This is a genomic window from Acinetobacter sp. A47 (assembly GCF_000805455.1).
Lineage (GTDB): Bacteria > Pseudomonadota > Gammaproteobacteria > Pseudomonadales > Moraxellaceae > Acinetobacter.
Map to the genome: position 1 here is coordinate 620,115 of NZ_JSUS01000032.1, position 18,203 is coordinate 638,317.

Annotated in this window: 22 protein-coding genes and 1 tRNA gene; 4 read left to right on the forward strand and 19 right to left on the reverse strand. The window is 38.6% G+C overall.

Going from position 1 to position 18,203, the window contains the following annotated elements:
- Positions 1-13: 13 nt before the first annotated feature.
- From OC23_RS09475 to OC23_RS09490, 4 genes are all read right to left on the reverse strand, one after another.
- Positions 14-2,050: a hypothetical protein gene (locus tag OC23_RS09475; protein WP_038344347.1), complete on the reverse strand. Its 2,037-nt coding sequence runs from the start codon at positions 2,048-2,050 to the stop codon at positions 14-16.
- Positions 2,051-2,130: 80 nt separating this feature from the next.
- The gene (locus OC23_RS09480; RefSeq protein ID WP_038344416.1) at positions 2,131-3,345 is read right to left on the reverse strand and encodes a hypothetical protein; all 1,215 of its coding nucleotides are present in this window, start codon (positions 3,343-3,345) and stop codon (positions 2,131-2,133) included.
- Positions 3,346-3,559: 214 nt separating this feature from the next.
- The gene (locus tag OC23_RS09485; protein WP_038344348.1) at positions 3,560-4,111 is read right to left on the reverse strand and encodes a hypothetical protein; all 552 of its coding nucleotides are present in this window, start codon (positions 4,109-4,111) and stop codon (positions 3,560-3,562) included.
- A 160-nt stretch (positions 4,112-4,271) separates the two neighbouring features.
- On the reverse strand, positions 4,272-4,676 hold the full coding sequence (locus tag OC23_RS09490; protein WP_038344349.1) for a hypothetical protein: 405 nt from the start codon (positions 4,674-4,676) through the stop codon (positions 4,272-4,274).
- A 135-nt stretch (positions 4,677-4,811) separates the two neighbouring features.
- Between OC23_RS09490 and OC23_RS09495 the strand changes: the two genes are divergently transcribed.
- Positions 4,812-5,489 (forward strand): LexA family protein, encoded by a 678-nt coding sequence (locus tag OC23_RS09495; protein ID WP_038344350.1) that lies wholly within the window; start codon positions 4,812-4,814, stop codon positions 5,487-5,489.
- A 116-nt stretch (positions 5,490-5,605) separates the two neighbouring features.
- On the opposite strand, the gene OC23_RS09500 is transcribed toward OC23_RS09495, so the two are convergent.
- Positions 5,606-6,184 (reverse strand): YceI family protein, encoded by a 579-nt coding sequence (locus OC23_RS09500; RefSeq protein ID WP_038344351.1) that lies wholly within the window; start codon positions 6,182-6,184, stop codon positions 5,606-5,608.
- A 224-nt stretch (positions 6,185-6,408) separates the two neighbouring features.
- Between OC23_RS09500 and OC23_RS09505 the strand changes: the two genes are divergently transcribed.
- On the forward strand, positions 6,409-6,819 hold the full coding sequence (locus OC23_RS09505) for an OsmC family protein (RefSeq protein ID WP_038344352.1): 411 nt from the start codon (positions 6,409-6,411) through the stop codon (positions 6,817-6,819).
- A gap of 37 nt (positions 6,820-6,856) precedes the next feature.
- On the opposite strand, the gene OC23_RS09510 is transcribed toward OC23_RS09505, so the two are convergent.
- Entirely contained in the window at positions 6,857-7,489 is a 633-nt protein-coding gene (locus OC23_RS09510; RefSeq protein WP_171194767.1) for a hypothetical protein, read from the reverse strand.
- 140 nt (positions 7,490-7,629) lie between these two features.
- The gene (gene tkt, locus OC23_RS09515) at positions 7,630-9,618 is read right to left on the reverse strand and encodes a transketolase (protein ID WP_038344353.1); all 1,989 of its coding nucleotides are present in this window, start codon (positions 9,616-9,618) and stop codon (positions 7,630-7,632) included.
- Positions 9,619-10,003: 385 nt separating this feature from the next.
- Here tkt and metK point away from each other — a divergent pair, with 385 nt between their 5' ends.
- On the forward strand, positions 10,004-11,170 hold the full coding sequence (gene metK / locus OC23_RS09520; RefSeq protein ID WP_038344354.1) for a methionine adenosyltransferase: 1,167 nt from the start codon (positions 10,004-10,006) through the stop codon (positions 11,168-11,170).
- 58 nt (positions 11,171-11,228) lie between these two features.
- On the opposite strand, the gene OC23_RS09525 is transcribed toward metK, so the two are convergent.
- Positions 11,229-11,486 (reverse strand): hypothetical protein, encoded by a 258-nt coding sequence (locus tag OC23_RS09525; RefSeq protein WP_038344355.1) that lies wholly within the window; start codon positions 11,484-11,486, stop codon positions 11,229-11,231.
- Positions 11,487-11,729: 243 nt separating this feature from the next.
- On the opposite strand from OC23_RS09525, the gene OC23_RS09530 reads away from it, so the two are divergent.
- Positions 11,730-11,915 carry a hypothetical protein gene (locus tag OC23_RS09530; RefSeq protein ID WP_038344356.1) on the forward strand — a complete coding sequence of 62 codons (186 nt, stop codon included), beginning with the start codon at positions 11,730-11,732 and terminating at the stop codon, positions 11,913-11,915.
- Positions 11,916-11,965: 50 nt separating this feature from the next.
- Here the strand turns inward: OC23_RS09530 and OC23_RS09535 are convergent, their stop codons facing one another.
- The 11 genes from OC23_RS09535 to OC23_RS09570 all read right to left on the reverse strand — a co-directional run bounded on the left by OC23_RS09535 (position 11,966) and on the right by OC23_RS09570 (position 17,935).
- On the reverse strand, positions 11,966-12,535 hold the full coding sequence (locus OC23_RS09535; protein WP_038344357.1) for an FxsA family protein: 570 nt from the start codon (positions 12,533-12,535) through the stop codon (positions 11,966-11,968).
- Between the two features lie 187 nt (positions 12,536-12,722).
- Positions 12,723-13,157 (reverse strand): DUF333 domain-containing protein, encoded by a 435-nt coding sequence (locus tag OC23_RS09540; protein ID WP_038344358.1) that lies wholly within the window; start codon positions 13,155-13,157, stop codon positions 12,723-12,725.
- 95 nt (positions 13,158-13,252) lie between these two features.
- On the reverse strand, positions 13,253-13,402 hold the full coding sequence (locus OC23_RS19165; RefSeq protein WP_161792271.1) for a hypothetical protein: 150 nt from the start codon (positions 13,400-13,402) through the stop codon (positions 13,253-13,255).
- A gap of 71 nt (positions 13,403-13,473) precedes the next feature.
- The gene (locus OC23_RS19295) at positions 13,474-13,635 is read right to left on the reverse strand and encodes a hypothetical protein (RefSeq protein ID WP_171194768.1); all 162 of its coding nucleotides are present in this window, start codon (positions 13,633-13,635) and stop codon (positions 13,474-13,476) included.
- 176 nt (positions 13,636-13,811) lie between these two features.
- Positions 13,812-15,230 carry an NAD(P)/FAD-dependent oxidoreductase gene (locus OC23_RS09545; protein WP_038344359.1) on the reverse strand — a complete coding sequence of 473 codons (1,419 nt, stop codon included), beginning with the start codon at positions 15,228-15,230 and terminating at the stop codon, positions 13,812-13,814.
- A 619-nt stretch (positions 15,231-15,849) separates the two neighbouring features.
- The gene (locus OC23_RS09550; RefSeq protein WP_038344360.1) at positions 15,850-16,068 is read right to left on the reverse strand and encodes a cold-shock protein; all 219 of its coding nucleotides are present in this window, start codon (positions 16,066-16,068) and stop codon (positions 15,850-15,852) included.
- Between the two features lie 476 nt (positions 16,069-16,544).
- Positions 16,545-16,754 (reverse strand): cold-shock protein, encoded by a 210-nt coding sequence (locus tag OC23_RS09555; RefSeq protein WP_038344361.1) that lies wholly within the window; start codon positions 16,752-16,754, stop codon positions 16,545-16,547.
- Between the two features lie 182 nt (positions 16,755-16,936).
- Entirely contained in the window at positions 16,937-17,074 is a 138-nt protein-coding gene (locus OC23_RS19170) for a hypothetical protein (protein WP_161792272.1), read from the reverse strand.
- Between the two features lie 44 nt (positions 17,075-17,118).
- Complete coding sequence (locus OC23_RS09560) at positions 17,119-17,328, reverse strand: cold-shock protein (protein ID WP_004661816.1); 210 nt, start codon at positions 17,326-17,328, stop codon at positions 17,119-17,121.
- A gap of 107 nt (positions 17,329-17,435) precedes the next feature.
- A complete protein-coding gene (locus OC23_RS09565; RefSeq protein WP_038344362.1) occupies positions 17,436-17,669 on the reverse strand; it encodes a hypothetical protein in 234 nt (77 codons plus the stop codon).
- Between the two features lie 189 nt (positions 17,670-17,858).
- Positions 17,859-17,935: transfer RNA gene (locus OC23_RS09570), tRNA-Met, on the reverse strand.
- Positions 17,936-18,203 lie beyond the last annotated feature (268 nt).

An 18,203-nucleotide genomic window follows, 5' to 3' on the forward strand; every position in this document is an offset into this window, starting at 1 on the left:
AAAAAATATAATATCAAGGAACTACTACCACAAACTTATTATTATCAACTTTTATAACTTCTATCTTTATCATTTCAGAAACATTAATAAATCTGGCTTCTATAAATTTACTCTTAGAGCCTGTAAAATAGATAGTTGCTCCATCCAACCCATAAACACCAATATTTGGATTTATTAAAATTGTATTTGCCATAATATAAATATTAAAACTACAACCCAAAGGTATAGAATTACTTAAAACAATACGACAATTTCCCGCAATTTCATTAGAATTAATTTCTATACAGTAATTTAGTGATAAATTTTTACTCCCAATATTAAAAACATCATTTATTCCATTTACAGCCTTCATGATACGCTTGTTGAATATTATTCCTTGTATATCCGGTAAAACACGACCATTTATGATACGACAAGAACTATAATCAATATGTGAAACAGTTGATCCATAATCAGCAACATTCGATGAACCTGTGAATGTAGACATTAAAACAAGTTCATTAGAGTCATTTATGGGTTGATTAGATAAATCTGCAAAAATATTACTAATCTTATGCCCGCTAGATTGTCGAAGATAGATAGGCTGAACCAAACCAACATCATCAATATTAATATTATTCAATATAATTCCATTAATTCCAGCACCAGTAGAAATTGCCCTATAGCAGTTGTTTATTTTTAAATTATTAAGATTCACTCCTGAATCTAAAGTAGTCGGGTCATCGTAGCCCACTATACTAATTCCATAACTTTTAACATTAGATGCTGCTCTCAAATATCCTGGTATTCTTATATTTTTAAAAGGTCCTGAAGTTGCATTAACCCCCATATTCTTAATAAAAATTCCGTAGCTTATAAAATTATGGATATCAACATCTAATTCACAATCATGTGCACCCCATGTTGACATATACACACCACCATTACAGTTGATTGCCTGAACTTTAATACGTGAAAAGCGTGTCCTATTACGCAGAGCATAGTAATTACAGTTTATAGCTACTAAGTTAATTAGTGCACCATAACTACACCCATGTGTAGTCATACCATCCTCATGACTATTTATTGATTTAACATTATACTCAGGATAAAGGCAGGGCAAATCAATATAAGTCTGATCTAAACACTGACTACCATTTATTTCTTCCAAATAAATCTTAGAATACCAAGAAGAGGTATCTTTAATACTATTAAAACTTGAATGACTATTACCATTTAATGACCAATCATTTGGTCGGCTAACTTTGGCATTTATTATTGAGTATAATGATTTTTGTATATTTATCTCTGTGCCAGAACCATAACCACGTATGACCTCAATTTCAATCTCAGGGCTAATACAATATTCAAGCTTAAATAAACTCCCCTTTTCCTTTAAAAATATACCACCAAGCCATTTAACCCCTTTCAACAAATTGATTTTTTGTACTGTACTTGAAGGTCTAGCCGTTGGTGAAGTCTCTTTAGTATTATCAGGAAGGTAATCTGGAAAAATTATCGAATTGTAGATAGTAAAAGTTTGATCAGATGGTACCGTATGAATCTGGAGTGGTTCACCAAAAAATGGAGATTTCGCTCCAGCGGTTGTCTCACCTAATCGCCATGTATCACCAGCATCCTGATGAGCACACTCGCGCTGTGATTTTAATAAAACATAATCTCCAACTTTGAAGTTATGCTTTGTAGAGACTAAAACAGATGTATCACCAGAAGTTAAACTTCTAGCTAATGGAATCTCAATCTCAATTGATCCACTAGCTATAAATGAATAACCTGATGTCAGGGTGCGGCAATCTATTTTAAGATTCTTATCACATATAACCGTTACATTATTACGTAATATAATTGTATTATTAAGCGTTAAAGTACCTGTATGGTATGGGATATATAAAATCCCTCCACCTTTATTTGATAAATCAGATAAAGCATTATTTAATGCTTCTGATCCATTATTGTAATTAGCGTTGTAATCCAATAAACTGATTCTTTCTTTATTTTTGTCTTCCTGTGTGCGGCCAGACCAAGTCATCACATCTGTATCATTAATCATTTTTTCACCTATTTAATATCATTAAAATCTATTTAAAATGAAAAAACCTCCCCATTGGGAGGCTGTTTTACCTGGAAAAATTACAGTGAATAAAACGACAAACGCTGCCGATCAAAAGGCTTATAATGAACTCTACAAACTGGCCTAGATAAGTTCTTGTATATATGTACCGGGCCATACGCCTTTACGCTTGCTGTATCGAATTTACAGCGTTCTTCCCCTACCGCGGCATATGCATTCCTTAAATCAAAATCCAGTTCAGTCAGCCCATCCAGAGCAATGATTTGATAGAAATCCGGTAGTTCTAGTCCATGACTAGATTCCCAGCTCCCCAGTAGTTTATCGTCAATATACACATTCATTGAATGCTTGCCCGTGATTTCAAAAGTAACGATCGGGTTTAAAGAAGGCTTATCTTGCATCAGGGTCATATTATCCATACTGCCGTAATCGCCCAAAATCACTGTAAATTTTTCATCAACATACAGACAGTAAATGACAAATCCCTGTTTAACCTCATCCGCAATCAACTTTGTGTGTGGTTCATATGCAAGTCCCGCGATCATAAAGGCATGATGAGATGCATTTGAGCGACTAAAGGAAAATTTACCCTGACGAGCCTGAAAATAAGCCGACAGAAACGGAATATTTGTCAGTTGATTTGCCCAGCCAAACTGAATAAAGACATTGGATAGATCATACGGCAGTTCGGTAGCTTCCAGCATGATCTGATCAAAATCATACTCCAGCTGATAAACCTGCGTATGCACGGTCTGATCATTGATTTTTAATAATTGAATGGAGTTTGCTGTTACCCGGATGACCAGATTTTCTATTTTATTAAAATCACTCAAAGTGACTGGTAGACCAGTGCTACTAAACACCACCACCCTTTTACCTTCAATGCTGAGGGTGACATGATCATCAGCATGCTTAAATAACAGCAAGGTCTCTGCCTGTTCACCAATCATGATTTTATAGTCACGCTCTGCCTGTAAAGGCTTAATGGTCCCCTGCATGCTGGCAGGACGTATCTGCGTAGTATCTGGTATAAATCTGGCTTGAGTTACAGCAAGCATATTTCTGGAGCTGACCAATTGATATTCATCGTAGATCAGGCCAGGTTCTTTTATATCTTCTATAACCTTTAAAGTCCCCAGATATTCGCCAGAATTCAATAAGGTTATACCAACGGCATCGGGTGTTACTTGCATACTCGAAGCAAGGCTATAAGCAGGAGAAGAAAAAACTGTCAAATCTTGTTCTAAATGTGGGCTATGTTGAGTATTGCTCATGCTATTCATCTTTCATCACCTCATATTCTTTATAAGTTTCAATCTGTTGTCAGATTGCAGATAAAAGAAAACCCGGTAACCGTTATGGTACCGGGTTTTCTTTTAGGCAACAAAAAAGCCCATCTGAAGATGAGCTTTTAAGTGCTGTCGTATTTAAATTTCAATACGACCAGTATAGTAAAACTATAACCGGATTTCCGGAAAAATGGAATCCTTAGTTATGCATACTTTTGTAAGTATTTTTTCGATATTGCTCAATTACCATTTCAGCATCCTCAATTGCCGATTCCAATGTTTGAACCATAAGCTGTTCATAAGCTTTCCAGGTTTTTCTGTAACTTTCTACACTCAATTGATATGAATGAATACCCGCATAAGCCAGGCGCCCTTTTGCTGTATAGTGCTCCTCCAGTTCAGGGTCTAAAACAAAATCCAGAACCATTCTGGCAACCAGCCAAGCCAGATGATACATCGCAATACGTTCAGGCTCGCGCTTCTTGTCCTGCACAGCACGTTCGATAAAAATATCTGCCAAATACCGACGGACATATTCATAATCACTTGCTGATTTATTTTCAAACACGATTAATGCGGTGAGTGATTTGGCTAACTGTGAATTCATCGCAGCGATTGCACCCAGTCGATCCTGATAATTTAATGAACGTTCACCTGTACCGCGAATATAAGGATCAAAACCGGGAGAACTTACAGTTAAACCATGAGTTAACCATTCAAATTTTTCATATTTAGTCACCATTGCATTCATAGCTTCACCTCTTTTATTTCATTATTTGTTTTGTGGCATGACCTATATTTTCCATAAAGTAATAGATCTGCTACCAGTTTGTTTAATCTGTCATGCCTATATGCATGCATCACTGAAATTGCTGGATGTTCCAGCCCAAATTTTTCTTTTAATGCCAGCTTTAATGATATTTTTCTCCCTGCTCAACCAGCTGCATGGCCTGCTTAATTTCTTCAAACCGGGCCTTGCTACAGGGCCGGGTAAAACGCTTGATCTGGGAAATATAACTGTGTGCACAGCCAAGTACTTCAACCAGCGCTTTGGCCCGTCCCTTCTGTTCATCTAACCAAAGGCCCAATACACGGATCTGTTCTTCTGTTGCCTGATTGTCTACACGTTTTTGTCTTTTTAGTTGTTTATGCTCATCTTCCAGTTGCATCATTTTAAGTTTTTTGCTGTATTCCACCCTGCGGGCCTGAAATCTACTTTGAATCATGGTGATTGCATTTCCTTTTGCCAACCAGGCTTCAATTTCAGCATTTAAGTTTTGTTTGATATGCATATTTGGATTTACTGCCTTGCTCATACTCCACCTCCAACATTGAAATCTAATGAACACAATTATAATATTAGCAAACTAATATTAAATCAATAAGAATACTAATTTGACTTCACATTAGCTTGCTAATATTCTGACTTGAATAACTTGAGGTAGATTGAAATGCTAAAAGACAGGCTCAAAGAAGCCAGAAAAAGAGCTAAAAAGTCTCAAAAAGATGTAGTCGCAGCGGTAGGGATTACTCAATCAGCTTTGAGCCAGCTGGAAACGGGATTGGTCAGTTCGTCCTCGCATCTTCCGTCGATTGCCAAATTTTTAGGCGTAGATGCATATTGGTTACAAACAGGACAAGGCCGGGCTGAACCAGATTCCAGCCAACTGGAAAACAGCATCAATATTTCTCCGGTTCAGGCCAAGATGGCGCCAGTATTATCGTGGGTACAAGCTGGGGTTTTTACCAATGTTCAGGCCGTTGATATGACGCAGGTTGAAGAATGGCTGCCACTACCCGATGATTGTGATCAGTGTTTTTACCTTAAAGTTCAAGGCTTAAGTAATTATCCAGTATTTCATGAAGGTGACTATATTCTAGTTGATCCGACCGTTCAGTACAGCGATATGCAGTCAGGTGACATGATTGTGGTGAGAAAACATGAAGATGCCACTTTTAAGAAACTGGTGATTGAAACAGATAATTCGAGATATTTACAGGCACTCAATCCGGATTTTAAACCCAATATCATCCCCTTGGATGAGGAATGTATTTTTGTGGGCGAAGTGGTCGATTCAATCCGCTATATCTACCAATCCAAACGGCGCTCAAAGATCAAACACAGCTAAAAATATGAAAAATTATTGTAAAAATAAGCAAGCTAATTCCAAAAAAATATAAGTATATTAATAAATAAAAAGCCTGAATGAGCTGGTCATTCAGGCTTTTTTGATCAATTTCGATATTACTTTGCAGCAGTTGCTTCAGTTGTAATATTTACCGTGATCTTATCTCCTACATTTGGTACGTAGTTACCGATACCAAATGCAGAACGGTTAAAGCTGGTGGTTGCATTAAAACCAATTGCAGGTACTTTTGCCATTGGATGCTCGCCTTGTTTATTCAGTACAGCATCTAATACCACTGGCTTAGTCACACCTTTCACAGTCAAATCACCTGTAATTTTAAAGTGTTTCTTGTCTTTGGTTTCTACTTTGGTACTTTTAAAGGTAATGTTCGGATATTTGGCTGCGTTAAACCATGCTTCTTCCTGGAATTCTTTGTCTAAGGCAGGCACATTGGTATTGACACTGCTTAAAGGAATCGTCACTTCAACTGATGAGTTTGCAGGTTTTGCATTATCAACTTTAATTGTACCCTGAATATCTGTGAAGTTTGCACTTGGTGTAGAGAAACCGAAGTGATTCCAGCTAAATACTGTTGCCGTATGAGTCGGGTCAATTTTATAGTCAACTGGCGCTGCCAAAGCCACTGAACTTGCTAGAGCGACTGCTAAACCGAGGCTTAATGTTTTAAATTGCATTTTTGGTATCCTTGTTTGATATAGCCATTAGTGTATAGATCAAGTATTTTTATTCACTAGTCTTTATAAAACGATATGTTTCATCCATGCAACAATAAAAGCGTTACAGTGATGATTTAAAAGGCCTATCATAAGACCATTCGGTACTATACAAACGGTCTGTAAAACGCCATCATCAACAGGTCGATTGTTAAAATATCTAAAGATAAACAACAAGGTAAAATATGACTCATACTGTTCAAGCGCAAAATACCTCAACCCCATACCGTGTTACCCTCACAGATGCTTCAGGGCATCTCTGGCATGCAGATGAACCAGCCGATAAAGGTGGTCAGAATACTGCGCCAGATCCTGTGCAGCTGCTCCTTTCAGCTCTAGGCGCATGTACAACAATCACACTGGAAATGTATGCCAATCATAAAGGCATCAAGCTTGAGCATGTGCAGGTCGATTTAGCCTTGAATCCCAATGGTGAACCTGAAGCAGGACACAACAATATTGAACGTAAAATTACCTTAAAAGGTGAATTTACCGAAGATCAGCACAAACGCTTGTTAAAAGTGGCGGAAAGCTGCCCGATTCATAAGTTATTGACCTCAAATATTTCAATACAGAGTGAATTAAGTATTGGGTAAGAGATATAAATATGGTCTTTATGTTAAAGACCATATTTTACAAAAAATTAATCTTGAACTGATAATTTAGTTCCTGACAATCAAATTCTTCCAACATATGCTGAGGAATGATCTGTTTTGCTTCTGGGGTTATAATCATATAAATTAAGTCATACCAATTCACTTCACTTTTGTCATCTGGACAGTAGAAAAGCCCCTGTTTCTGATCCAATTTAATATATTTTTCATTGATACTTCTTAACTCATAACCATATTTATTGGTTAAAAGCATGTTAATCAGTACTATAATTTTTGTCTTATACTGCGGAAAAAACTCTGGTTTTTCAAAATTATGAACCATATCCAAACTTGCCATCTTCAAAAAATGTGTTTCATACGTATCAATACAATTGACGCCAAAGACTCGCCAAGTAGATAAATTTTCAACGTTGTTCAAACTCTGAATTAAACTGTCTGTATATTTAAACAATTGATATTTGCATAGATTCTGTTTTGGATCTTCTGTGCAAAGAATTTCTGTATCAAAACCTATATCGAGATCAGCCATTGTACTTTGTTCAAATAAAGCTTCTCTAAGTTTTAAACGCCATTCATCACACTCAAAATAATAAGTCTGGTTAGCTGCGATTCTACAAATTATTGAAAATAAATATGGGTGCATGTAATTCATAATAATTTTTATTCACCTATAAAACCAAAGAGTATTTCATAATTTCTTTAACTTTCTATCACTATTGTTTTAAGAAACTCAATTCACAAATGTAAAAAAGCGCCCTGAATCAGAGCACTTTTTTATACCACTTAATTCAATTAAGTAGTCAATTCTTTAACCGCAGCAACAACTGCTTCAGTGGTAATACCGAAGAACTGGAACAAGTCTTTTGCTGGCGCAGATTCGCCGTAAGTGGTCATACCGATCACTTTGCCGTCTAAACCAACAAACTTCCACCAGTAGTCTACATGAGCCGCTTCAACCGCTAGACGCGCACGGATATGCGCAGGTAATACCGCTTCACGATAAGCAGCATCTTGCTTCATAAACTCTTCAGCACATGGCATAGACACCACACGCACACCTTCAAGTTGTGCATATGCTTCCATTGCCAATGAAACTTCAGAACCTGTTGCGATGATGATTGCTTTCAACTCGCCTTTCTCTTCAGCAAGTACATAACCACCTTTCGCCACGTTTTGAATTTGAGCTTCATTACGCGCTTGGAATGGCAAGTTTTGACGAGAGAAAATTAATGCTGATGGACCTTCTTTACGTTGAAGTGCAGATTTCCAAGAAACAGCTGCTTCAACCGTATCACATGGACGCCAAGTATTTAAGTTTGGTGTGCCGCGTAATGATGCAATTTGTTCGATTGGCTGATGCGTAGGACCATCTTCACCCAAACCGATTGAGTCATGCGTATATACATGAATCACACGTTGCTTCATCAATGCAGACATACGTACTGCATTACGCGCATATTCCATAAACATCAGGAATGTTGCAACGTAAGGAACGAAACCACCGTGTAAAGCCACACCGTTCGCGATTGCAGTCATACCGAATTCACGTACACCGTAGTACACGTAGTTACCCGCCGGGTTTTCTTGTACGCCTTGGCAACCTTTCCAAAGTGTCAGGTTAGAACCCGCCAGGTCAGCCGAACCACCTAACAATTCAGGAAGTAACGGACCGAATGCCTGTAAAGTATTTTGGCTTGCTTTACGTGTTGCAATAGTTTCAGCTTTAGCATTGGTTTCAGCAATGAAAGCATCTGCTTGTGCTGCAAACTCAGCTGGCAAATCGCCATTGATACGGCGCAACAATTCTGCTGCTTCAGCTGGATATTTTGCCTGGTATTGAGCAAACAATTCATTCCATGCTGCTTCAGACGCTTGACCTTTTGCTTTTGCATCCCAAGCTGCATATACATCTTCAGGAATAACAAATGAATCTTCGTTCCAGCCCAATGCTTCACGGGTTAAAACGATCTCGTCTTTACCGAGTGGCGCACCATGGCAATCTTCTTTACCTTGTTTGTTTGGTGAACCCAGACCAATAATCGTTTTACAGATAATGATGGTCGGTTTAGTGGTTTCAGCTTTTGCTTCTACAGTTGCTTGACGGATTGCAGCAGCATCATGGCCGTCTGCATGAAGTACTTGCCAGCCATAGGCCTTGAAACGTTGTTCAGTATCATCACTGAACCAGCCTTCAACTTCACCATCAATCGAAATACCGTTGTCATCATAGTATGCGATCAGTTTGCCAAGACCTAAAGTGCCTGCAAGTGAACATACTTCATGAGAAATACCTTCCATCAGGCAGCCATCGCCAAGGAAGCAATACGTGAAGTGATCAACAACGTTCAAGCCGTCTTTGTTGAACTGCGCAGCCAGGGTTTTTTCAGCAAGTGCAAAACCGACCGCATTGGCAATCCCCTGACCTAATGGGCCAGTTGTGGTTTCAACACCAGGTGCATAACCATATTCAGGGTGACCTGGAGTTTTAGAATGTAATTGACGGAACTGTTTTAAATCTTCAATAGATAAATCATAACCGGTCAGATGCAATAATGCGTACTGCAACATAGAACCATGGCCATTTGACAATACGAAACGGTCACGGTTCGCCCATTGCGGGTTTGCCGGGTTATGATTTAAAAATTCACGCCAAACCACGTCAGCGATATCTGCCATCCCCATTGGAGCACCTGGATGCCCTGAGTTTGCTTGTTGCACAGCATCCATTGCCAAGACACGAATTGCGTTTGCAATACGACGTTCATTTAAAGGGGTTGTCATAAGTCAGAATCCGATTAAATCAAATAAGATGAGAGAAGATGAAAGATCACCTTTCAAAAAACTAAGACTATTGTCTTAAAAAAACGCCAGTGGGTAAAGTCCAATACACGATATTTCTTGTTTTTTGCCTTCTCATTCCACATTAAAGGAATAAATGCTCATGGGATAGGCAACTGTAACATTCTGTGGTAAAAAAACTGGAGCAGGAAATTACAGGAATACGCCTATCAAAAACCTCAAATATCAATTTTGCTGATACACATATCAATAAAAACATAATGAAAATGAAATAAATTCATGCTTTTTAGTCAGCTTGTGCTAGTCCTATTCGCCAAGTCGATGTAACATACTCTGTCTTTTTGAAAATACCAATGATAGGACGTTCATGCGCGAGTATGCTGTTTTTACTTCAGAATCTGTAAGCGAAGGTCATCCAGACAAAATGGCTGACCAAATTAGCGATGCAATCTTAGATGCAATCCTAAGAGAAGACCCGTATGCGCGTGTCGCTTGTGAAACATTAGTAAAAACAGGTGCGGTTGTTCTTGCTGGTGAAATCACAACGACAGCAAATGTGGACTTTGAAGCGATTGTACGTCAAACCGTAAATGGTATTGGCTATCATCATTCCGATCTAGGTTTTGATGGCTCAACCTGTGCCGTGATCAATATGATCGGCAAACAGTCTCCCGAAATTGCCCAAGGTGTAGACCGTCAAAAACCTGAAGACCAGGGTGCCGGCGACCAAGGCCTGATGTTCGGTTATGCAAGCCGTGAAACTGACGTGCTGATGCCTGCCCCTATCTCTTATGCGCACCGTTTAATGGAGCGTCAGGCAGAACTACGCCGCTCAGGTGCTTTACCTTGGTTACGCCCGGATGCAAAAAGCCAGGTAACCTTTGCTTATGAAAATGGCAAACCTGTGCGTTTGGATGCAGTTGTACTGTCAACCCAACATGATCCTGAAATTTCTCAAACCCAGTTAAAAGAAGCGGTGATTGAAGAAATCGTTAAACCGATCATCCCTGCAGAAATGTTCCATGCTGGTACCAAATTCCACATCAACCCGACAGGCATGTTCGTGATTGGCGGTCCTGTAGGTGACTGTGGTTTAACAGGTCGTAAAATTATTGTCGATACTTACGGCGGTATGGCGCGTCACGGCGGTGGTGCTTTCTCTGGTAAAGATCCATCAAAGGTTGACCGTTCTGCTGCGTATGCAGGCCGTTATGTTGCCAAAAATATTGTTGCTGCCGGTTTGGCTGACAAATGCGAGATTCAGGTGAGTTATGCAATCGGTGTTGCAGAGCCGACTTCAATCTCAATCAATACCTTTAACACAGGCAAAGTATCAGATGAGCTGATTGTTCAACTTGTACGCGAACACTTCGACTTGCGTCCATACGGCATTACCCGTATGTTGAACCTGATTCAGCCAATGTATAAGCAAACAGCGGCTTATGGCCACTTCGGTCGTGAAGGTTCTGATTCGGCCTTTACCTGGGAAAAAACCGATAAAGTAGACATTCTTAAAGATGCAGCAGGATTGTAATCTCAACTGCACTTGTCTAAAAAAGCTCGCATTTGCGAGCTTTTTTATTACCCCGAAATTATTTATTTGAATTGGTATTGTCCTGCTTGAACATTTCCAGCAGTGAATTACTCTGAACCGGCTGATCTTCTTGATGATGTTGGCTATATAAATGTGCAAGTTTAATGACAACCACAACTGCCAGACAGGCTGCCACGCAAAACATCCATAAGCCATAAGGGCTACGGATATGGTGAGAACCACAATAAGGGCACTCTTTATCTGTTGATGCAACGACCTTGTCACAACATGCACAATGATATTGATATAACATCATTCTTTCCTCCTACTACTTATTTTTTATTTTCTTTTTACAACAATTTAAACTGCCGTACTTTTATCCTATGAGAAAAAAAACCAGAATTCAATCTTGTTTTATGACCGATTCATTCAAATTAACAAATTTTTATGACAATTTGATTAGACGTTTTAAATTAAGCAAAATCATTTAGTTCCCAATTTTATTTTGATCTTTCATGTAATTTGCTAGAATAAAATTTTGCAAGTTGTGGAATTGCTCATGACCCAATTGATCAATAAAGGCGGATTTCGTGAACGTGCCAATCGCAGCCGCAAATACAAACAATCAGAAAATGAAATCACGACCCTGCAACCAAGTCAGTATCAACCGCAAAACAAACAGAGCTCTGTCTCCTCCGTGCTAGAATCACAGCATAACCCTGCTGCACCCAAAGATCAGGCATAAAAAAAGCACACTCGATCAAGTGTGCCCTTTTCATTCAATTCAACCTTCAATCAGTTGACATCTTTAAATTCAATTTTCTTCTGATCCGGTTTTACTTCACGTGCTTCGCCATCAATAATGGTTGAGTCACGATATTGTCCCCCACCTTGTTGTTGGTTTTGCATGTCTTGCATCTGGCGCATCAAGTCAGCAAACGGGTTTTGCCCTGCACCACCACCCATATTACCCATACCGCCCATCATCTTGTCCATCATGGCTTGCTGACGTTTCGCCATGGTTTTCATTAACGCATTACGAAACGCAGTCTGAACCGGTGGAATAAGAACCAGCACAGCCAAAACATCTGAAATTAGGCCCGGGATCATCAATAAGAAACCTGCCATTGCAAGCGCCAGCTTCTTGGTAACTGCCGGATCACCACCTAACTGGCCTGTCATCTGCATTTGCTGCAATTGCGGCATGATCTCAGCAGTACTTGAACGTAACAGGTTTAAACCAATAAAGAACGCGATAATAAACCAGAAAAAGACATACCACATACTTCCAACAAGGTCGCCCACACCAATCCAGACCAAAACTTCGGCAATTGTGCCAAGTACCACGATAAGAAGTAGATTCATGTCAAATCTCGAAAATTAAAACCTTGTGCAATCTTGATCAATCAATCTTGGCACAACAAATAAAAATAAGCTCAATAAACTTATTTATGGGTGCATTTCTGCATTTATCAAGTCTAATGCAATAGCTTGTATAAAAAAGCTCCCAATTAAATTTATCTAATTGAGAGCCTGTTCAGTTTTTTATAGATTAGCCACAATTAGCCTGAGTAATCTTTTTAGACTGAGGATCAATTGTTACAGTTACACGATTCTCACGATAATCCATGGTTACCGGTTGATTCGGGCCAATACTGCGTACAATTTCAGCTTTGGTTTTCTGCTTGATCTGCTCTTCAGTCAATCCTGATTGTCCCACCAGTTTTGTTGCTTCATCAGCCAGACATTTTGGCTGGCTGGCACGGAAAAGCTCCCACTCTTCAACCACCTGACCATTTGGCAATTTACAGTAACCTACCTGACCATTGGTCTCATTACGGATTTCCAGCTGTCCACCCTGGTCTACGCAGTATTTGCTTGCCGGATTAGGCATCCCAATTTTTGGCGGGGTCATGTCTTTATTTGGTGTTGCCGAACACGCTGCCAATGAAGTGACAATTGCACCCAAAAGTAAGATCTTTTTCATAATTTGAATTCTGGTAAAGTAAAAAAGTAAAGATAACAAAATAACTTAACTTTTTATGTCAATGATTTGAAACAAGATGCAATCTTATATTTTATTCATGATTTTTTAAAAGTATTCATAAGCTTTTTAAAAACTTTAGCCTTCGGTCTATTCATCTGTCTATGATTTTGTTTATTTGCCATTATTCTTAAACGGTATTGCATTTCCACCACATAAGTTTCTTTATTTTGATCAGCAATGGTCATACTTTCCCAGAAAGCATCTATTTTGCATAATAATCCAAAACAGCATCCCTCTTTTTTAAATTTTAATTATGTTATTGAATAATAATATATTCCAATCGAATCGCTTCATCGACCAGATAGTGCTGTTTGATGATATAAAAATAAGGTCGTGTGCTAATCCAGGCATCCATTGCCAGAATTGCTTCAGTATATCCAGTGAGTGCTGGAAAATCCTTGACTTGTATAATATCCATACGCTGTGCTCTTTTTTATCAAGCCTAGCATACTCTACTCTTATTGCTAAACATCAAAATACAGTCAACCTGTTTAACCAATTCCTGACGTGTACGTATAAACCATTCCATGAGTTAAATATAAAAAGTGCCTCAATATGAGAGGTACTATTTCATCAAATTACATTTATCTTCAATTAGAAGGAAACCATTTTCCCAGGATTCAGCATCCCTGTAATACCATACCAGCCTTTTGACATTGGAATCGCTAACGGAGCCAGCAAACGTCCGAATAAAATATCGCTATGCTGGATTTTGGTAAGCATTGCATAATCTGTATTCAGACCGGAAAAATCATCTGCAATCGCCTTGCCAATCCGTACAGTCTGCGCCACACCATGACCACTCCAGCCATGTACAGCATAAATCGGATATTTTTCTCCAAATTTTCGGTTATCCGTTGCACCATTCATGGTTAAATCACTGACGCCACTCCAGCAGAAATCCATCTCGACATTTTTGAGCTGTGGAAACACCTTATTGGTTCGGCCTAACAAATATTGATTGATACGCCCCACACTCCAGTTCGTTCCCGTGCCTTGCCCGCCAAACAATAAGCGGTTTCTGGACACACCACGATAATAGTCAATCTGCAATTGCGTATCATAGACCGGATGATCTTGTGGTAATAATTCAGTGACTGGTATTTCCAGAGGTGCCGTCACTGCAATATAAGTATGGAATGGAATTGCCGTCTGTTTTTTCTCAGGCAGCAATTTAAAGGCATTATAATGCACGGCAATCACCACACTCTTACGTGCCTTAATCGTACCGGTAGCTGTTTTAACATAAACCCCATCTGCCTGTTCTGAAATGGACAATACTTCCGTTTGCTCAAAGACACGGCCGCCATTTTTACAGAATCCATACGCCAAAGCACGGTTTAAAGCCAACGGCTGGATATGCCCACCTAAATCATCGACCAGCCCGCCTTTATAAAGATCAGATTTGATCAATGCCTTTAGCTCATACTCCCCCACAACACGGGTATTGTTTTCGCCTAAATATTTTCTCGCATCGGCACCTTGTGTCAGCGCAGTCAGATGTCCCGGGTGTACTGCAGCAGTAATATGACCGCGCTTGCGCGCCAGCTGAACATCATAGGTTTCACTAATCTGATCAATTAAAGCCATTGCCTCTGTCGAGGTAAAATGCCAAAGCTTTTTTGCATCTTCATAGCTAAAACGCTTAATCATTTCCTCGGCTTCCCAGCGAGCCAGTCCGGGTGTGAGTTGGCCTCCATTGCGTCCTGACGCGGAAGAACCGATCCGGTTTTTTTCCACCAGAATCGTATCAATACCTTGCTCAGATAAATGCAGCGCCGTGGACGCACCTAGCAGCCCGCCTCCAATCACCACAACATCACAGACCTGATCTGCATCTAACGCAGCAAAGGTATGCCAATCTGCCAACGAACTTTCATAATAATTGGCAGGATGCTCAAATTGACCATGCTTGGGGTTGACCCAGCTCCATTCATTCGGGTTTTTATCTGCTTTACTTTCTTTAAATACCACATCATCCAGGTGAACTGGTTTATGAATATTGCGATCCATTTGGAATTTACCTAAAACTTAAATTTTCATGCCTATGTATAAGGCAGAGCTTATCGCAAAAATAATGAGTAATAAAACCAGAATCTTTCACAAATATTGATAGGTAAAAACAGCAAAAGCTGATCTGGCTTGCAGAAGGCGCACCTATGGCCAGTTTCTAAGACCCTAAAGGAAGGCAGCTTTAAAATATACTGGTGTTTTTTGCTCTGAAAAGCTTATGGTCTGAGTTACAGGCATTAAAAAAAGCACCTTCGGTGCTTTTCTGTCTATAGACTGGTTGCAATCAATACAATAAAACTGAATAACAACGTACCTAAAGATCTTTTACAATGTACATGAACTTCCTGCTCAAACCCTTGAGCATATGATTCCAAGTTTTCCATAACTCTAACGCTCATTAAATATACTACAGTCATTAATCTGCCTGACAAATTAACACAATAAAATTAGCAAAAAGTCTAAGTTATGACTAGATCAAAGTTTGCGCAAAAAAGCAGCTTTATGACAAAAATAGGCACTTGTCGAAAAATAATTAAACACTGTTTTAAAGAAGTACAAATGATAAAAAGCTGGCTATAAAAAAAGCCCATACCAGTGGGCTTTTTTTGCAGAAAATTAGTTAGTTTTGCACGACAACCGTAATACCGGTTGCTTGTGGTCCTTTCTTACCGTCAGCAATGGTAAACGTTACACGCTGCCCTTCATGGAGAACCTTAAAACCTGAACTCTGGATTTCGCTAAAGTGTGCAAAAACATCCTGTCCAGAATCTGCATGAATAAAGCCAAAACCTTTAGTTTCGTTGAACCATTTCACTGTACCAGTCACAGTATTTGACATAATTTAACCTATTTAATAAATTTGGGGGTGCTTAACTGCAAGCAACTTGGAATCATAAACTCTGAGATTAAATCTGATAAAACGAAAGGTTTGTATAAACTACGAAATGAAAGATTTACTGGATCAACAGTGTTATTCTTCTAGTTGTAATTCACTATACACGACTTTACTTTTTGGGCGCAATGCATATTTCCCTCTCCTATCTGCTTATTCTGATTTATAGTCCTGCACAAGCAAACCACATCTTTTATTATTTAAAAAATCTTCAATATTTTCAGTCAATTGATTTAAAATATAAATCTGTAAATCATAATTTTAGTTATTGATATGAAATCTTAACATATTATTTCACATACTTTTTAGCGATATCTCAGGTGAGTTGCACAGTTCCTGCAACAATGACGACACCTCATCCGAAGCTGCTCAATATAAAAAAAGCCCACTTGTTATGGACTTTCTTTTTACTGGTCTAAAAATTAGATAACAGTAATAACGGTTGCTTGTGGCCCTTTTTTACCTTGACCCAGTACAAAAGAAACGCGCTGGCCTTCTTGTAGTACTTTGAAACCTTTGCTCTGGATTTCGCTAAAGTGAGCGAAAACATCTTGGCCAGAATCAGCTTGAATGAAACCAAAACCTTTAGTTTCGTTAAACCACTTCACAGTACCGGTAACTGTATCAGACATATTTTTAAACCTTTTAAATTTGTTTATTTATAAATTAAATCAAAATTTTTAATCGTGACCTAACTCAATCTGGCCTTATTGACAGATACCGCAAGCATAGCAAATTTCAGCTCAAACACTAGAGTGAATCGACTGAAGTATAAAAATTTTATTTGCGTCCACCGGTATAGGCTCATTGAAAATTAATACACAGCAATGCGGGAGGTACTTTGCTGTGGTCCCGGTGTAATCATTAAATTGGTGGTTGTACCGCCTACCGGTTCTAGATCAGGTTTCTGATTTGACGTATGGCCCGCCATAAAAAACAAAATATCAGACATAAAAAAAGCCCACATAAAGTGAGCTTTATTTTCAAGTAATCTGATTAGATAACTTTAATTGTTGTTGCTTGTGGTCCTTTCTTACCTTGACCAAGTACAAACGAAACGCGCTGGCCTTCGTTTAATACTTTGAAACCATTGCTTTGGATTTCGCTGAAATGGGCAAAAACATCTTGGCCAGAATCAGCTTGAATGAAACCAAAACCTTTAGTTTCGTTAAACCACTTCACAGTACCAGTAACTGTATCAGACATACTTTTAAACCTTTAAACTTTGTTTATTTATGAGTTAAACCAAATTTTTTATTTTGATTTAACTCAATCTATCTTTAACCAATAGATTCTACAAGTGTGTAAATCATCTAGATCAATCGATAAAGCTGATTAACATCGGTATAGAAACTCTTTCCATCCAGATTAAAGTCAACTTCCTGACCCGACTCTAGCTGGATTTTCTTTCCAACCTCTACCCACTTAAAACCATTCAACGTATTTTGCTGACGTTTCAGGGGGATAATTTGCACACAAATTTCATTGCCATTACTGGCTTTGGCTACACGCCATTCATTAATAATTTTCAACACAAAATCACTCATTACTGAGCTCAAGTGATCGATTTGGATTTACTATAACGCTAGATATATGGAGAGAGGCAAACTACAATTCTAGAATCTAATAATTTTTAGCTTTCTTTAGGGTTATTTCAGCTAACTTAATTGCTGTCTAATCTTTCAGAGAACAACAACTCAATAATCACAGAGCTAATATTCAATTAACTTTAAAAGTGGTAGCGGGAGCTGGATTTGAACCAACGACCTTCGGGTTATGAGCCCGACGAGCTACCAGACTGCTCCATCCCGCAACAACATATTGATCAATATATTTAATCAATGAGATGCTTTATACGCCCATCACACCCACAATGCAAATTATTTTTAGAAAAATCACATAATTTACGCTCTAATGCCTAAATTAAGCACAAATCGTATGTAATTTACGCAACTTCCTTCTCGTGAATACACTTTAATTACTCCTCCCAATTTTCCGAATCATTAAGCCATAGCGGTATTTTTGGTCAATAAAACTGCTATTTTGTTATAATTCAAAATAATACAAAAAAATTATGCATG

Bases quoted from the DNA above. Each gene is read 5' to 3' on its own strand.
- OC23_RS09475 (WP_038344347.1), bottom strand. From the start codon at position 2,050: ATGATTAATGATACAGATGTGATGACTTGGTCTGGCCGCACACAGGAA.
- OC23_RS09480 (WP_038344416.1), bottom strand. From the start codon at position 3,345: ATGAGCAATACTCAACATAGCCCACATTTAGAACAAGATTTGACAGTT.
- OC23_RS09485 (WP_038344348.1), bottom strand. From the start codon at position 4,111: ATGAATGCAATGGTGACTAAATATGAAAAATTTGAATGGTTAACTCAT.
- OC23_RS09490 (WP_038344349.1), bottom strand. From the start codon at position 4,676: ATGAGCAAGGCAGTAAATCCAAATATGCATATCAAACAAAACTTAAAT.
- OC23_RS09495 (WP_038344350.1), top strand. From the start codon at position 4,812: ATGCTAAAAGACAGGCTCAAAGAAGCCAGAAAAAGAGCTAAAAAGTCT.
- OC23_RS09500 (WP_038344351.1), bottom strand. From the start codon at position 6,184: ATGCAATTTAAAACATTAAGCCTCGGTTTAGCAGTCGCTCTAGCAAGT.
- OC23_RS09505 (WP_038344352.1), top strand. From the start codon at position 6,409: ATGACTCATACTGTTCAAGCGCAAAATACCTCAACCCCATACCGTGTT.
- OC23_RS09510 (WP_171194767.1), bottom strand. From the start codon at position 7,489: ATGAATTACATGCACCCATATTTATTTTCAATAATTTGTAGAATCGCA.
- tkt (WP_038344353.1), bottom strand. From the start codon at position 9,618: ATGACAACCCCTTTAAATGAACGTCGTATTGCAAACGCAATTCGTGTC.
- metK (WP_038344354.1), top strand. From the start codon at position 10,004: ATGCGCGAGTATGCTGTTTTTACTTCAGAATCTGTAAGCGAAGGTCAT.
- OC23_RS09525 (WP_038344355.1), bottom strand. From the start codon at position 11,486: ATGATGTTATATCAATATCATTGTGCATGTTGTGACAAGGTCGTTGCA.
- OC23_RS09530 (WP_038344356.1), top strand. From the start codon at position 11,730: ATGACCCAATTGATCAATAAAGGCGGATTTCGTGAACGTGCCAATCGC.
- OC23_RS09535 (WP_038344357.1), bottom strand. From the start codon at position 12,535: ATGAATCTACTTCTTATCGTGGTACTTGGCACAATTGCCGAAGTTTTG.
- OC23_RS09540 (WP_038344358.1), bottom strand. From the start codon at position 13,157: ATGAAAAAGATCTTACTTTTGGGTGCAATTGTCACTTCATTGGCAGCG.
- OC23_RS19165 (WP_161792271.1), bottom strand. From the start codon at position 13,402: ATGACCATTGCTGATCAAAATAAAGAAACTTATGTGGTGGAAATGCAA.
- OC23_RS19295 (WP_171194768.1), bottom strand. From the start codon at position 13,635: ATGGATATTATACAAGTCAAGGATTTTCCAGCACTCACTGGATATACT.
- OC23_RS09545 (WP_038344359.1), bottom strand. From the start codon at position 15,230: ATGGATCGCAATATTCATAAACCAGTTCACCTGGATGATGTGGTATTT.
- OC23_RS09550 (WP_038344360.1), bottom strand. From the start codon at position 16,068: ATGTCAAATACTGTGACTGGTACAGTGAAATGGTTCAACGAAACTAAA.
- OC23_RS09555 (WP_038344361.1), bottom strand. From the start codon at position 16,754: ATGTCTGATACAGTTACCGGTACTGTGAAGTGGTTTAACGAAACTAAA.
- OC23_RS19170 (WP_161792272.1), bottom strand. From the start codon at position 17,074: ATGTCTGATATTTTGTTTTTTATGGCGGGCCATACGTCAAATCAGAAA.
- OC23_RS09560 (WP_004661816.1), bottom strand. From the start codon at position 17,328: ATGTCTGATACAGTTACTGGTACTGTGAAGTGGTTTAACGAAACTAAA.
- OC23_RS09565 (WP_038344362.1), bottom strand. From the start codon at position 17,669: ATGAGTGATTTTGTGTTGAAAATTATTAATGAATGGCGTGTAGCCAAA.